10 protein-coding genes and 1 pseudogene are annotated in these 13,607 nt (G+C 73.2%); 3 read left to right on the top strand and 8 right to left on the bottom strand.

Annotated elements, in window-relative coordinates:
* Window positions 1-6: 6 nt before the first annotated feature.
* From ACYF6T_RS14525 to ACYF6T_RS14490, 8 genes and pseudogenes are all read right to left on the bottom strand, one after another.
* Window positions 7-501 carry a hypothetical protein gene (locus ACYF6T_RS14525; RefSeq protein ID WP_461696493.1) on the bottom strand — a complete coding sequence of 165 codons (495 nt, stop codon included), beginning with the start codon at window positions 499-501 and terminating at the stop codon, window positions 7-9.
* Between the two features lie 52 nt (window positions 502-553).
* On the bottom strand, window positions 554-3,436 hold the full coding sequence (locus ACYF6T_RS14520; RefSeq protein WP_461696492.1) for an ATP-binding protein: 2,883 nt from the start codon (window positions 3,434-3,436) through the stop codon (window positions 554-556).
* Between the two features lie 303 nt (window positions 3,437-3,739).
* Window positions 3,740-4,641 (bottom strand): annotated as a pseudogene (locus ACYF6T_RS14515) (universal stress protein).
* A gap of 140 nt (window positions 4,642-4,781) precedes the next feature.
* Entirely contained in the window at window positions 4,782-5,024 is a 243-nt protein-coding gene (locus ACYF6T_RS14510; RefSeq protein WP_461696490.1) for a DUF397 domain-containing protein, read from the bottom strand.
* Window positions 5,025-5,106: 82 nt separating this feature from the next.
* Window positions 5,107-6,273: a thiolase domain-containing protein gene (locus ACYF6T_RS14505; RefSeq protein WP_461696488.1), complete on the bottom strand. Its 1,167-nt coding sequence runs from the start codon at window positions 6,271-6,273 to the stop codon at window positions 5,107-5,109.
* Window positions 6,270-7,328: a thiolase domain-containing protein gene (locus ACYF6T_RS14500; RefSeq protein ID WP_461696487.1), complete on the bottom strand. Its 1,059-nt coding sequence runs from the start codon at window positions 7,326-7,328 to the stop codon at window positions 6,270-6,272. The genes ACYF6T_RS14505 and ACYF6T_RS14500 overlap by 4 nt, the downstream gene beginning before the upstream one ends.
* Window positions 7,325-8,266 carry a Zn-ribbon domain-containing OB-fold protein gene (locus tag ACYF6T_RS14495; RefSeq protein ID WP_461696486.1) on the bottom strand — a complete coding sequence of 314 codons (942 nt, stop codon included), beginning with the start codon at window positions 8,264-8,266 and terminating at the stop codon, window positions 7,325-7,327. Before ACYF6T_RS14495 ends, ACYF6T_RS14500 begins: the two co-directional genes overlap by 4 nt.
* A gap of 131 nt (window positions 8,267-8,397) precedes the next feature.
* Complete coding sequence (locus ACYF6T_RS14490) at window positions 8,398-9,198, bottom strand: crotonase/enoyl-CoA hydratase family protein (protein WP_461696485.1); 801 nt, start codon at window positions 9,196-9,198, stop codon at window positions 8,398-8,400.
* Between the two features lie 189 nt (window positions 9,199-9,387).
* Here ACYF6T_RS14490 and ACYF6T_RS14485 point away from each other — a divergent pair, with 189 nt between their 5' ends.
* From ACYF6T_RS14485 to ACYF6T_RS14475, 3 genes are all read left to right on the top strand, one after another.
* Complete coding sequence (locus ACYF6T_RS14485) at window positions 9,388-10,998, top strand: acyl-CoA synthetase (RefSeq protein ID WP_461696483.1); 1,611 nt, start codon at window positions 9,388-9,390, stop codon at window positions 10,996-10,998.
* A gap of 166 nt (window positions 10,999-11,164) precedes the next feature.
* Window positions 11,165-13,069, top strand: coding sequence for an alkaline phosphatase family protein (locus ACYF6T_RS14480; RefSeq protein ID WP_461696482.1), 1,905 nt, complete (start codon window positions 11,165-11,167; stop codon window positions 13,067-13,069).
* A gap of 112 nt (window positions 13,070-13,181) precedes the next feature.
* Window positions 13,182-13,592 (top strand): excalibur calcium-binding domain-containing protein, encoded by a 411-nt coding sequence (locus tag ACYF6T_RS14475; RefSeq protein ID WP_461696481.1) that lies wholly within the window; start codon window positions 13,182-13,184, stop codon window positions 13,590-13,592.
* Window positions 13,593-13,607 lie beyond the last annotated feature (15 nt).

Here is a 13,607-nt window from a genome sequence, read left to right as displayed (position 1 = left end):
GCTGGTTCAGCCCTGCTGGAAAAGCTCCGCCGGGAGCGGCTTCAGCAGGGCGTACAGGTCGTCGGTGATGGGGCGGTCCCAGGCGGCGATGGTCACCAGGACGTTGTCGCTGCGGTCGAACTGGACGCAGGAGATCCGGCTCTCGGACAGCTTCAGCCGGCGCACGATCAGGAGGTTGTCACCCTGCATCACCGGCATGTCCTCGACGCCGACGACGGTGACCTCCTCCTCGTTCTCCAGCGCGATCAGCAGCTGGGCCACCTCGAAGGGGATCTCGCCCTCCCCCACTTCCCGGGCCGGGGAGCCCTCGGGCAGGTTGCCGATGATCATCGCGGGGCCGCGGCCGCCGAAGAGGTCGTAGCGCAGGAAGACACCCTGGCAGGTGCCGTCGGGGGCGGGCAGCAGCCCGGCGCCGAGGTTGCCGGGCCAGTCGCCCGGGTCCATGGCCAGGACGTCGAAGTCGGGACCGGCGGGGGTCGCGCGGCGGCGGAGGAACGACATGCGCCAATGGTACGGGGGCGGGGGTGCTCGTGCGTGTGCGGGGCGGCGCACCTCACGAAGAGGTGAGCGTCTCGGCCAGGCCGGTGATCTCCGTGCCCATCTTCCGGTAGACCGCCGACAGCAGCCGTACCGCCGTCTGCTCGTCCGTGTGCAGTGTGTGCGCGATCTCGGCCTCCGTGCGGCCCTGGGCCGCGAGGGTCGCCGCCGTGCGCTCGCGCGCGGTGAGGGTGTCCGTCTCCGCGCTGTGCAGGCGGCGCGGGCGCAGACCGGCCTCGGTCAGCTCGTCGCGGGCCGTCTCGGCGAGGCCGTCCGCGTTGCACTGGACCGCGGTGTCCAGGCCCCGGTAGAGGTGTTCGGCGGCCTCGCGCGGGCGGCCGGTGCGGCGCAGTTCGGCCCCCAGGGCGACCAGGGCGCAGCCCAGCTCGTACGCCGCCGGGGAGCGTTCCAGGTAGGTGACGGACTCCTCCAGGTACTTGACGCGCAGCGAGCCGGAGGAGACGTCGGCCGCCGCGCGCAGGGCCTGGCCGATGGCGGACGGAGTGCCGAACTGGCGGGCGCGGGCGACCGCTTCGAGGGCGGTGGCGACCGCGCGTTCGGGGGTGTCGTGCCGCTCGGCGCGGGCGAGGTGGAGCTGCCAGGGGCACCAGGCGGGGTTGCGCATGCCGCGCGGCTCCAGGCGCCGGCCCGCGGCGGCCAGTTCCTCCGCGGCTTCGGCGGTGCGGCCGCGGGCGAGCAGCAGTTCGCCGTGCACGGTCTGCGCGTCGGGGAAGACGACGGCGGCCGGGAAGGGCGCGCGGAACGCGTAGTCCTCGGCGACCCGGGCGGCCTCGCCGGTCCGGCCCCGGGCGAGCAGGACCTCGATGAGGATGCCGACGGCGTACCAGTGGGCGGGGGTGCCGGGGCCGACGCGTTCGGCGAGGCGCAGGCCGGCGCGGACGAAGTCCTCGGCCTCGGCGAGCCGGCCGCGCCGGTAGCGGACGTAGGCGAGGAGCGTGTAGGCGAAGGAGAGGTGGGCGCCGCGCCAGCCCTGCCGTTCGAACTCGGCGATGCCGGCCGCGAAGAGCTCCTCCGTACGGCCCGGGCGGTCGGCGTACGTGAAGGCGAGGGCGACCAGGACCGGCACCTCGAAGCCGCGGTCGGGCTCGGCCCAGCCGAGGCCGCCGGCGAGGGCGCGTTCGGCGTGGTGGAGGGCGACGCGGGCGGGTTCGCCGCGCAGGACCGCGTCCCAGGTGCGCAGGCCGATGATGTAGCGCTCGGTGAGGTCGCGGCCCGCCAGGCGGTCGGCGAGCCGGGTCAGGCGCCGGGAGCGGGAGGGGTGGTCGGGTTCGTCGGCGCGGAAGGCGTCCCACATGAACTGTTCGGCGACCATGCGCAGCCGGATGCGGGCGTCGTCGGTGGCGCGGATCTCGTGGGCGAGGGTGTCGGAGGCCTCGGCGAGGCGGTCGCTGTGGGCGAGGACCTGGGAGAGCCGGTAGACGATGCGGTGGCGCAGGGCGGGGTCGGCGATGGGTTCGGCGAGGGCGGCGCGCAGGTGGTTGACCGTGGTCGCCGGTTCGGTGAGCAGGGAGGCGGAGCCCAGTTCGTACAGCACGGCCGCGCGTTCCTGCTCGGGCGGGGGTTCGCGCAGGGCGCGGGCGAGGTGACGGCGGGCCGCGTCGGGGGCGCCGGCCCGCAGGGTCTCGACGGCGGCGGCGCGCAGTTGCCGGACGACCCAGGGGTCGCCGTCGGGGTGGATCTCCAGGAGGTGGCGGGCGGCGGCGGCCGGTCCCTGGCCGTCGTTGATCACGCACCAGGCGGCCTGGCCGTGCAGGGCGACGCGGATGCCGGGCGGGATGGCCCGGTAGACGGCGGTGGCGATGAGCGGGTGGACGAACTCCAGGGTCTCGGCGCCGGTGAGGATGCGGGCGGTGCGCAGGGCGTCGGCGGCGTCGGCGGCCTCCTCGTGACCGAGACCCGCGACGGCGGCGGCGAGCAGGGGGTGGATCTCGGTGCCGAGGACGGCGCAGGCCCAGGCGAAACGGACGGTGGAGGTGCCGAGCCGTTCGAGGCGGGAGAGGAGTCCGGCGCCCTTGACGGCGGCGGCGAGGTCGCGCAGCAGGTGGGCGGCGGACTCGGTGGGCGTCAGACCGCGGTCGCGGACCTTGGCGAGGAGTTCGACGGTCTCGAAGGGGCTGCCGGCGGTGACGGCCCAGCACTCGCGGCAGAACGCGTCGTCGGCGTGCGGGCCGAGGGTTTCGCGCACGAGGCGGGCGACGGCGACGGCGCTGAGCGGCTCCAGGTCGAGGGGCCGTCCGCCGGATCGGCCGGGCAGCGACCTGAACGCCTCGGCGTGCTCGGGGAGTTCGTCGGGCCGGTAGGCGACGACGACCAGTAAGGGGAGCTGTTCGGCGCGGGGTGCGAACGCGGCCAGCCAGCTGAGGGATTCGGAGTCGGCCCAGTGCGCGTCGTCGAGGACGAGGACCATCGGGGCGCGCCGGACGGCGAGATGGGTGAGCACCCAGTCGAGGCCGTCGCGCAGGCCCTGCTGGTCGGGCGGGGCGCCGCCGGTGGGGGCGCACAGGCCGAGGGCGGGGCCGACGATGCCGTACCAACTGCCCAGGGCCGAGCGAAGGTCGGCCTCGGCGGAGCCGGCGAACTGGGGTTGCAGGAGCTGGCGGGCGACGTGGAAGGCGACGCGCTGCTCCTGGTCGCCGCCGCGGGCACAGAGCACGGTGCAGCCGTGTGCGGCGGCGCGCCGGCGGACCTCGGCGAGGAGGGTGGTCTTGCCGATGCCGGCGCGCCCGGCGAAGGCGAGCAGGGCGCCGCGGGGCCGTGCGGCCGGCTCGGCGCCGTCCCGTCGCAGGCCGGTGAGTTCCTCCAACGCCTCGTCGACGGCGGCGAGTTCGCTTTCGCGCTCGAAGAGCGTGCGTGTGCTCCGTACGATGCGCTGCACCATGGTGTACCCCCTGTCACGGTGGTACGTCCGCGCGGGGAGCGGGCGCGCACCGTGACCTCCAGGCACCTCAGCGTACGCCTCACCGACGGCCCGGCGGCCCGGGTCCGGAGCTTTCCCCGGCCCCGAACAGACGACCGCCGGCCCCCGGTTCCCCCCGCCGACGGCCGCCTCCGGCGGACCCGTGGCCGGACCTCCCGGTGACCCTCCTGGCAGACCAATCCGGAGGACTGGCGAGCGGGTTCGGGCCGGCGCCGCACGAGGCGCGGGTGCGGTGATCACTTCGGCGGGCGGGCGGACTGCGGCTCACTCCCTTGCCGGGCTGGGCGGTACCACCGCCACCGGGCTCGCCGCGTGCAGGAGCACCGCCTGGGTGACCGAGCCGATCATGCGGGCCGGTGCGAGCAGGCGGCGCCGGTGGCGGCCCACCACGACCAGGTCGGCGCCCTGGGAGGCGGCGACCAGGCGGCCGGCCGCATCGCCCGGGGCGAGGTACGGCTCGGCCACGACCTCGGGGTGCCGTGCGCGGTGCGGGGCGAGGAAACCCTCCGCCAGGGTGCGGGTCTCGGCCTCGACGGCGGCCTGGTCGACGGCTGGCGGCAGCAGTTCGGCGGGGGCCGCCCAGGTCTGCGCGGGCCAGGGATAGGCGACCAGCACCCGCAGGCGCGCACCGCGCAGGGCCGCCTCGGCGAAGGCGAACGCGAGCGTGGCCTCGTCGGGACCGTCCGCCTGCAGGCCGACGACCACGCGCGGTCCGGGCCCCCCGGAAGGTCCCCGTGCACCTCGCGGCCGGGCCGGGGCACCACGACGACGGGGCACGGGGCGTCCCGGGCGGCGGCCAGGCCGTTGGAGCCCAGCAGCAGACTGGCGAAGCCTCCGCCGCCCCGGGAGCCGAGCACCAACAGCTGTGCCGTGGAGCCCAGTTCGGGCAGGACGGCGCTGGGCACGCCCTCGAGCACCACGTACTCCGCGGCCGGCCGCCCGGCCCGCCCTGCCAGGTGCGTGCGCGCCTGGTCGAGCACCGGGTCGTCCTCCGCGTCCGGGGGCCCGGCGGCCAGGACGTCGGGCCGGCTCCAGACGGCGTACTGCCGTACGTGGACCACCCGCAGCGCGGCCCCGCGCCCGAGGGCGGCGTCGAGAGCCCAGTCCAGGGCGCGCAGGCTGTCGTCCGAACCGTCGACCGCCGCGACGACCGGCAGGGTGTTCATGGGGTTCCTCACCTCCGGACACGCGACCTCCCCCGGGGCCGGCCTGGCTCAGGCGGCGGCCCCGGGAAGGTGCTCACGGTCGCGTGTCCGGAAAAACGGGCGGAACACACCCCTCACGGTTCACGTCGAGCGCACCCGGTTCACGTCAGGTCGAACTCGCCCTCCCTCGCGCCCGACACGAAAGCGCCCCACTCGGCGGGGGTGAAGATCAAGGAAGGGCTCTCCGGACGGCCACTGTTGCGCATCGCGATGAAACCCTCGACAAAGGCGATCTGGACATCCCCCAGGCCCCGGCTGCTGGAGTGCCACTCGGCGCTGCTGAGGTCCAGCTCCGGCTTGTCCCAGCCCGCGAGCGGCTGCTGCTGGATGGTGCTCTCGGCCACGTCCGTGCTCCTCCCGATTCGTCGTCCGCGGTCAGCCTAGCGATCGTCTTCTGCCGCCGACAGGCCACGTGAGGGGGACCTTTCAGGAGGTGGGCGGTTCGGCCCCCACGAGCCACATGGAGAAGAACTGCGATCCGCCGCCGTAGGCGTGTCCGAGCACCGTGCGGGCGCCCGCCACCTGGTGTTCCCCGGCCTGTCCGCGCACCTGCAGCGCCGCCTCCGCGAAGCGGATCATGCCGGAGGCGCCGATGGGGTTGGTCGACAGGACACCGCCGGACATGTTGACCGGCAGGTCGCCGTCCAGTTCGGTCACGCCGGACTCGGTGAGCTTCCAGCCCTCCCCCTCGTCGGCGAAGCCCAGGTTCTCCAGCCACATGGGCTCGTACCAGGAGAACGGCACGTAGATCTCGGCGGCGTCGATCTCCCGGCGGGGGTCGGCGATGCCGGCCTGCCGGTAGACGTCGGCGGCGCAGTCCTTGCCGGCCTGCGGGGAGACGAAGTCCTTGCCGGCGAAGAGGGTCGGCTCGCTGCGCATGGCCCCGCCCAGCATCCAGGCGGGCGGCCGGGGCGCCCGGCCCGCGCCCGCCCGGTCGGTGAGCACCATGGCGCAGGCGCCGTCGGAGGACGGACAGGTCTCCGAGTAGCGGATCGGGTCCCACAGCATGGGTGAGGCCTGGACCTTCTCCAGGGTGATGTCGTGCTCGTGCAGATGGGCGTACGGGTTCTTCAGCGCGTTGCGCCGGTCCTTGTACGCCACCAGCGAGCCGACGGTGTCGGGCGCGCCGCTGCGCCGCATGTACGCGCGCACGTGCGGGGCGAAGAAGCCGCCCGCTCCCGCGAGCAGGGGCTGCTGGAAGGGGATCGGCAGCGACAGCCCCCACATGGCGTTGGACTCGGACTGCTTTTCGAAGGCGAGCGTCAGCACGGTGCCGTGGACGCGGGCCGCGACCAGGTTGGCGGCGACCAGCGCGGTGGAGCCGCCGACCGAGCCCGCGGTGTGCACGCGCAGCATCGGCTTGCCCACCGCGCCGAGCGCGTCGGCCAGGTACAGCTCCGGCATCATGACGCCCTCGAAGAAGTCGGGCGCCTTGCCGATGACCACGGCGTCGATGTCGGCCCAGGTCAACTCGGCGTCGTCCAGGGCCCGTCCGGCCGCCTCGCGGACGAGTCCCGCGATCGACACGTCGCGTCGGGCCGCCACGTGCTTGGTCTGGCCGATGCCTACGACGGCCACGGGCTCCTTGCTCATCGCGGATCCCCTTCGAGTACGGCGACCAGGTTCTGTTGCAGACAGGGACCGGACGTGGCGTGGGCGAGCGCCCGGTCGGACGCGCCGCGGTGGATGGCGGCGGCGGCCTCCCCGATGCGGATCAGCCCGGCGGCCATGATCGGGTTGGCCGCGAGGGCGCCCCCGGAGGGGTTGACGCGCACGCTGTCGTCCAGCCGGAGGGCCTTGCGCAGGACGACCTCCTGTGAAGTGAACGGCGCGTGCAACTCGGCGGTGTCCACGGGCCGTTCGAAGGCACCGGCGTGTTCGGCGGCCAGGCGCGCGGAGGGCGAGTCGGTCAGGTCCCGGACTCCCAGGCTGTGCGCCTCGATGCGGTGGTCGACGCCGCGTATCCACGCCGGGCGCTCGCACAGCTCCCGGGCGCGCTCCCCCGCCGCGAGGACGACGGCGGCGGCCCCGTCGCCGATGGGCGGGCAGTCGCCGGTGCGCAGCGGCCGTACCAGGTAGTCGCCCTGCGGGAGTGGACCCCGCAGCTGGGCGTGGGGGTTGGCGGTGGCGTCCTGGCGGCTGCGGGCGGCGACCGCGGCGAGGGCCGGCTCGTCGGTCTCGCCCGCGTCGACGAGCGCCTGCGCCTGGAGGGCGGCCAGGGCCACGGAGTCGGGCCACAGGGGCGCCACGTAGTACGGGTCCAGCTGCCGGGTCAGGACGTCGCGCACCGAGCCGGGTGAGGACTTGCCGTACGCGTAGACGAGCGCGGTGTCCGCGTCCCCGGTCAGCAGTTTCGTCCACGCCTCGTACAGCGCCCACGCGCCGTCCATCTCCACGTGCGACTCGGAGATCGGCGGCCAGGCGCCGACCCCGTCGAGGGCGAGGGTGAAGGAGAAGGCCCGACCGGCGAGGTAGTCGCTGGAGCCGGAGCAGGTGAAGCCGATGTCGGCGGTCTTCAGGCCGGTGCGGTCCAGGACCTCGTGCAGCACCGGCATGAGCATCTCCACCTCGGAGAGCTCGTCGGTGGTGCGCCGGTGGTCGGTCTGGGCGAAGGCGACGACCGCGATGTCCCGGGACGCAGCGCTCACAGCAGCTCCTTGTAGGTGTCGTACTCCGCGTCGGGCTCCCCGGTGGGCCGGTAGTGGTCGGGGTAGCGGGCGCCTTCCGTCCACACTGCTTCGACGCGCAGGCCCATGCGGACCCGGTCGTAGGGGATGCCCCCGATGCGGCCGTGCAGGGCGAGGTCGGCGCCGTCGAGGGCGATGTGGGCGTAGACGTAGGGGACGTCGATGTCGAGGTTCTTCGCCTTGATGTTGACGATGCAGAAGGTGGTGACCGTGCCGCGCGGCCCCACTTCGACCTGTTCCGACGTGGCGACGCCACAGGTGGGGCACGCGCCCCTCGGGGGGACGTAGACCTTCCGGCAGGAGGGGCAGCGTTCACCGACCGTGCGCCGTTCGGAGAGGGCGTGGATGTAGGCGGACTGGGCGCGGCCCGGCGAGTAGGTGTAGTCGAGGCGGGCGGGGGCGACGATGCCGGTGATCGCGTCCGCGAACGCGCCGCTGTGGCCGCCGGGCCGGGCGGCCTCGCCGTCGTAGGGCTCGAAGCAGGCGATGTCCGTGATGGCGCCGGCGCGTTCCTCGGCCCAGCGGACGCGGACCCGCAGGCCGGTGTGCACGGCCTCGGGGCCGGGTGCGTCGAGGGCGTGCAGCAGGGCGGTGTCGGCGCCGTCGAGGCGGACCAGGACCCAGGCGAAGGGCGTGTCGAGGGGCTGGCCGCGCCGGGGGCTGTGGTTCCAGGCCCAGGTGGTGACCGTACCGGTGGGCGCGACCTCGACGAGGTCGCGCAGCTCCCCGGCGGTGACGGGGTCGTACTCGACGGGCGGGACGAGCGTGCGGCCGTCGGCGGTCCTCACCCCGAGCACCACGCGCTCGCGCAGGCCGGTCAGGAAGGCGCTCTGGACCGGCCCGAGGGAGCGGGTGAAGGGGAACTCGACGGTGAGGGGGGCTTTGAGGACTTCGGGCATCGGGGCTGCCTCCTCGGGAGATGGGTGGTGGGGGGCGCGCCCCGACGGGGCGCGGGGCGGTGACGTGTGCGGCTCCGCCGCGCGGGCGCGACCGGTCCCACACGACCCGCGCCGTCCGGACCGGCCCGGCGCTACGCCCGCTTGTAGACCGGCGGCCGCTTCTCCGCGAACGCGCGGGCCCCTTCCTTGGCGTCGGCCGTGTCGAAGATCGGCCAGCCCCGCTTGAGTTCGCTGGCGAGGCCGTCGGTCTCCGTCATCTCGGCCGTCTCGTAGACCGACGCCTTGATCGCCTCGACCGCCAACGGCCCGCAGGCGTTGACCTGTTCGGCGATCTCCAGGGCCTTGGCGAGCGCGGTGCCGTCGGGCACGACATGCCCGATCAGCCCGATGCCGGCGGCCTCCCGGGCGGTGTAGGGGCGGCCGGTGAGCAGCATCTCCAGGGCGTGGGTGCGCGGGATCTGCCGTTGCAGGCGGACGGTGGAGCCGCCGATGGGGAAGAGTCCGCGCCTGACCTCGTAGAGCCCGAAGGTCGCCGACTCCCCCGCGACGCGGATGTCGGTGCCCTGGAGGATCTCGGTGCCGCCGGCCACGCAGTGGCCCTCGACGGCGGCGATCACCGGTTTGCGGGGGCGGTGGTGGCGCAGCAGCGCCTTCCAGTGCAGGTCGGGGTCGGCCGTGAGCCGGTCCCGGTACCGCTCGCCGTCCGTGCCGCGGCCGGCGAGGGCCTTGAGGTCCATGCCGGCGCAGAACGAGCCCCCTGCCCCGGTGAGGACGATCGAGCGCACGGCGTCGTCCTCGTCTGCCTCCACCCAGCCGTCGTACAGCCCGACCAGCATCGGCAGCGAGAGCGCGTTCTTGGCGTCGGGCCTGTTGAGTGTGAGCACCAGTGTGGCGCCTTCGCGCCGCACGGTGAGGTGTTCCGTCCCACCCATGGCCATCTCCCCTCTCCTGGAACGAGAACAGGTTGCAGTAGCCGGGGAGGCACTTCAAGGGTTTTCTGACAGACAGTCAGATTTCTTCGCGCGAACCCTTCACAGTTGCCGCCCCCTTTGCTCTGATGACCGGCGAACCGAAGGATGCGCCTTTCTTCGTCATGGCTTCGGCCGGGGTCAGGAGGAGCGGTGGAGTACAACCTTGCGGACCTGTTCGAGTCGGTCGTGGACGCGGTGCCCGACCGGGAGGCCCTGGTGTACGTCGACCATCCGGGCACCGGCGCGGAAGTGCGCCTGACCTACGCGGAGTTGGACGCGGCCGCCAACCGCGTGGGCCATCACCTGATCGACGCCGGGATCCGGCCCGGCGAACACTTCGGACTGCACCTGTACAACGGCGTCGAGTACCTGCAGACGCTCCTCGGCTGCCTCAAGGCGCGGATCGTCCCCGTCAACGTCAACTACCGCTACGTCGAAGAGGAGTTGGTGTACCTCTACCAGGACGCCGATCTGGTGGGCCTGGTCTTCGACCCGGAGTTCGACGACCGGGTGGCGGCGGCGCTGCCGCAGTGCCCGAAGCTGCGGCACCTGGTGCGAACGGGCGGCGCGGGCCAGGGGGCCGGCGCGGTGGCCTTCGCCGAGGCGGAGGCGGGCGGTGCGCCCGGGCGCGGGTTCCCGGTCCGCTCCGGCGACGACCAGTTCATCATCTACACCGGCGGCACCACCGGGATGCCCAAGGGCGTGATGTGGCGTCAGGAGGACCTGTTCTTCTCGGGTCTCGGCGGCGGCGCGCCGACCGGCGAGCCGGTCAAGAGGCCCGAGGAACTGGCCGAGCGGGTCGCCGCCGGCGGCTTCGGCATCACGTTCTTCCCCACCGCCCCCCTCATGCACGGCACCTCCACCCTCACCTCCCTCATCGGCTTCAACTTCGGCCAGCGCGTCGTGATCCACCGCAAGTTCGTGCCCGAGGAGGTGCTGCGCACGATCGAGAAGGAGAAGGTCACCAGTGTCTCGCTGGTGGGCGACGCGATGCTGCGGCCCCTGATCGACGCGCTCGCCGGGCCCATGAAGGGCACCGACTGCTCCTCGGTGTTCAGCGTCTCCTCCTCCGGGGCGGTCCTGTCGGAGACGGTGCGCCGCCAGTTCCAGGAACTGGTGCCCGGCGCGATGCTGCTCAACAACTACGGCTCCTCCGAGTCCGGCTTCAACGGCACCGCGACCGCCGACTCGGGCGCCGGGCAGAGCTTCCGCATCCGGGTCAACTCCCGCACCCAGGTGGTCGATCCGGCGACCCACGAGCCGGTCGCCGTGGGCGAGGTGGGCCGGGTCGCCCAGTGCGGCCACGTCCCGCTCGGCTACTACAACGACCCGGAGAAGACGGCCGAGACCTTCTTCGAGAAGGACGGCGAGCGCTGGGTGCTGCTCGGCGACATGGCCACCGTGGACGAGGACGGTGTGGTCACCGTGCTCGGGCGCGGCTCGCAGTGCATCAACACGGGCGGCGAGAAGGTGTACCCGGAGGAGGTCGAGCAGGCGCTGAAGTCCCATCCCGACGTGTACGACGCGCTGGTGGCCGGGGTGCCGGACACGAAGTGGGGCAACCACGTGGCGGCCGTGGTGCAGTTGCGCGAGGGCGCGGCGCGGCCGTCCCTGGAGGAGATCCAGTCGCACTGCCGTACCCGTCTGGCCGGGTACAAGATCCCGCGCCAGCTCGTCGTCGCGGAGGCGATACGGCGCTCGCCGAGCGGCAAGGCGGACTACCGGTGGGCCAAGGACGTGGCGGTGGCGGCGGACCGGTGACCGCTGGGGGCGCCGCGCTGCGGGCCGGGTGGGCGTACTCTTTGCGCGCGGTTGACCCGGTTCATTGAACGGCGGGTTACGCGGGGCCGTACGCGAGGTTGGCGGCCCTGACCTGCGGGCCGGGTCCGCCGTGCCAGCACCGCGCATCGCACGGAAGGACCCACGGGTGTCGCATCTCACCCCGCCTCGCCACCTGGCCACTGCCGACCCGGCGGCAACGGACCCGGCCGAGGAGCCCTCGGCCGACCCGGCGGCCACCGAGACCGAGCCGGGGGCCGTGACGGACGTACGGCGGACGGACGAGCAGGAGACCGGCCAGCAGACGCAGCCGGGCGACGGCGCCACAGCCGATGAGCCCGTGCCCGAGTCCGTGCCCGAGCCCGTTTCCGAGTCCGCCGCCGTCTCCTCCGGCGTCCGCCCCGGCTGGTTCGGCTGGCGCCGGCGTTACCCGCGTGCCGCGCGTGCCGTGCGGGTGGGGACGACCGTGCTGGCCGGTGTACTGGTGATCGTGGCGGACCTGGTGCCCGACCGCCTCGACCGGATCACCCTCCGGTCGGTCCTCCGCCTCCCCGTCGAGCCGATCCTCCTCGCGATCGTCCTGCTGGCGCTGCCGGCGAAGGCACGGCGGATCGCGGCCGTCGTCGCGGGGGCGTTCCTCGGGCTGACGACCGTGCTGAAGTTCGTCGACATGGGCTTCTACCAGACCCTGGCGCGGCCGTTCGACCTGGTCTTCGACTGGACGCTGCTGAGCGACGGGGCGGACTGGGTGAAGGACTCCTTCGGCCGCTCCGGTCAGGTGCTCGCGGTGATCGGCGCGCTCGTCCTGCTCGTCGTCGTGCTCGTGGTGTGCGCGCTCGCGGTGCTGCGGCTGGCGGACACCATGGGCCGCCACCGGTCCGCGGCCGTGCGCACGGTGCTCGTCCTGGGCACGGTGTGGATCACCTGCTTCACGCTGAGCGTGGAGTTCGGCAGCGTTCCGTTCGCCACCAGGGGCTACAGCCAGTTCCTCGCCCACCGGGTGCAGTCCGTGCGCGACGGGCTGGGCGACGCCGAGGTCTTCAAGAAGCAGATGCGGGTCGACGCGTTCGCCGACACCCCGTCCGACCAGCTGCTGACCGGGCTGCGCGGCAAGGACGTGATGTTCACCTTCATCGAGAGCTACGGCCGGATCGCGATCGACGACCCCACGATGGGGCCCGAGGTGGACGCCACGCTCCAGGAGGGGAACGCCCGGCTCAAGGCGGCCGGGTTCGCCTCGCGCAGCGGCTGGCTGAGGTCGCCGGTGACGGGCGCGGGCAGCTGGCTCGCCCACTCGACGTTCCTGTCCGGGCTGTGGGTCAAGAACCAGGCGCGGTACCGGACCCTGACCACCAGCGACCGGGCCACGCTGACCAGCTACTTCCAGAAGACCGGCGCCTGGCGCACGGTGGGCATCGTGCCCGGGGTGCGCAAGGCGTGGCCGGAGGGCACGTACTTCGGTCTCGACCACATCTACGACTCCACGCATCTCGGCTACCAGGGTCCCTACTTCAGCTGGACGCCGGTGCCGGACCAGTTCAGCCTGGAGGCCTTCCAGAAGCTGGAGCACGGCAAGAAGAACCGTGACCCGATCATGGCGGAGATCATTCTCGCCTCCAGTCACAACCCCTGGTCCCCCATCGCCCACATCATCGACTGGAAGGACCTCGGGAACGGCAAGATCTTCTACAAGATCAAGAAGGAGGGCACGAACCCGACGGAGGTCTGGAAGAGCGCGCAGCGCGTGCGCACCGAGTACCGCAAGGCGATCCAGTACTCCCTGGACAGCCTGACCCAGTGGATGCAGCGCTACGGCGACGACAACACCGTCCTGGTCTTCCTCGGCGACCACCAGCCCGTGCCGACCGTGACACGGGGCAGCGCCAACAGGGACGTGCCGGTCACCATCGTCGCCCGCGACCCGAAGGTGCTGGACCGCGTCTCCGGCTGGGGCTGGACCGATGGTCTCAAGCCCGCCTCCGACGCCCCGGAATGGAGCATGAACCAGTTCCGCGACCGCTTCATGTCGGCCTACGGCCCGCAGGGCGGCTGACCCGGACGGGCGCCCCCTTCGAACGGCGTATCAAGACGCGCCCGGCGGCCGGGGCGTCCCTAGGGTCGCAGTACCGGTGATCTGGTTCACCGCGCCCGAAGGGACGACCCCCATGCACCCAGGCATACGCGCGCTCGCCACCGCCGCCCTCACGGTCCTCGTGGCCACGGGACCGGCAGCGGTCGCCGCCCACGCGCAGACCGACGTCGACTGCTCCGACTTCACCTTCCAGGAGGACGCGCAGGCCGTCTACAACCGCGACCCCAGCGACCCCAACCGGCTCGACGAGGACAACGACGGCGTCGCCTGTGAGTGGCTTCCCCACAGGGTTTCGGCCACTTCTACGGCGGCCGCCACCACTGTCCCGCAGCAGGGCGTCAACGCAGGTGTGGGTGGCTCATATGGGCCGAGCGACCTGGATGTGGTGGCCGGCGTCGGGCTCACCGTCGTCGGGGTGGGACTGGCCACCGGTCATGTGCTGCTCCGCCGCCGGCGCGCGGCCGCCCTGCCGCGACGGCATTGAGAGAGTCGTGCCGCG

This window comes from Streptomyces sp. 7R007 (genome assembly GCF_054850255.1).
This window is presented reverse-complemented; position numbering and strand designations above follow the sequence as displayed.

Bases quoted from the DNA above. Each gene is read 5' to 3' on its own strand.
- ACYF6T_RS14525 (WP_461696493.1), bottom strand. From the start codon at position 501: ATGTCGTTCCTCCGCCGCCGCGCGACCCCCGCCGGTCCCGACTTCGAC.
- ACYF6T_RS14520 (WP_461696492.1), bottom strand. From the start codon at position 3,436: ATGGTGCAGCGCATCGTACGGAGCACACGCACGCTCTTCGAGCGCGAA.
- ACYF6T_RS14505 (WP_461696488.1), bottom strand. From the start codon at position 6,273: ATGAGCAAGGAGCCCGTGGCCGTCGTAGGCATCGGCCAGACCAAGCAC.
- ACYF6T_RS14495 (WP_461696486.1), bottom strand. From the start codon at position 8,266: ATGCCCGAAGTCCTCAAAGCCCCCCTCACCGTCGAGTTCCCCTTCACC.
- ACYF6T_RS14490 (WP_461696485.1), bottom strand. From the start codon at position 9,198: ATGGGTGGGACGGAACACCTCACCGTGCGGCGCGAAGGCGCCACACTG.
- ACYF6T_RS14475 (WP_461696481.1), top strand. From the start codon at position 13,182: ATGCACCCAGGCATACGCGCGCTCGCCACCGCCGCCCTCACGGTCCTC.